1 protein-coding gene and 1 pseudogene are annotated in these 866 nt (G+C 44.5%); both read right to left on the reverse strand.

Annotated features, from left to right (window positions below; translation table 11 throughout):
- Positions 1 to 316: pseudogene (locus tag AB5935_RS24505) on the reverse strand (NADH-quinone oxidoreductase subunit N); the annotation flags it as partial.
- 37 nt (positions 317 to 353) lie between these two features.
- Positions 354 to 866: proton-conducting transporter membrane subunit (locus tag AB5935_RS24510; RefSeq protein WP_368327703.1), on the reverse strand; the 513-nt coding region annotated here is incomplete at its 5' end.

The raw sequence follows: 866 nt of genomic DNA on the forward strand, positions 1-866 counted from the left end.
AAGTGTCTTCTCTTTTCATCCATTCGTGCGCCATCAGGAAAACAATCAGTGTACCGACGTTCAGGATCGATTTAACAACTGTGTGCATCGGTACATAGTGATACATACCACCGAATGCATCGGTAGCAGTTCCCGGAATCAGGTTGATAGCCGTATGGATAGCCATCAGAATAACGGGCAACATGGTGTTCAGGCGTGCTTTCCCACTATTTTTGTGTGCATCCGGACTCATGAAGAGGTCAGCTAGAAATAGCAGCAGTAGGACAGCTATGAGCGACAGCTCTTCTCGCATATATAGAAATTGTGAATAATCCATATTTACAAATTAATTATTAAAGATTAAAAATTAAAGGTTATGGAATCAGTTGTGAGACTACGGGGAGTACACTTTCACCAATCATGTGGCTAACCCAGAAAGGAGCCATACCTAGTCCGGCTACACAAACGATGAGGCAGATAACGGCTACACGTTCGTCCCAAGTCGCATCAGTCAGTTCGAGATGATGTTTGTTGGTGCAGGTTCCGTATAGAATTTTACCTACCAGACGCAGAATGTAGACTGCAGTAATCACAATCGAAGAACAAGCGATGATAGTCAGTACACGGTGGAACTGGTCGTTGTTCTGGAAAGAGCCGACGAAAATAGTCATTTCAGCAATAAAACCACTTAATCCCGGCAGACCGAGGTTGGCAAGACCGGCAATTACATAACATACACTAAGGAACGGCATCACTTTCATTAAGCCGGCAAGCTCGCGAACGTCACGTGTGTGTGTACGTCCATAAATCATACCGATAAGAGCAAAGAATAAGGCTGTCATCAATCCGTGTGAAAGCATCTGATGGATAGCTCCTGTTGCTGCTGT

Origin of the sequence: Phocaeicola sp. RTP21198st1_B8_RTP21198_201120 (assembly GCF_040929485.1) — a bacterium.
GTDB classification, from domain to species: domain Bacteria; phylum Bacteroidota; class Bacteroidia; order Bacteroidales; family Bacteroidaceae; genus Phocaeicola; species Phocaeicola dorei.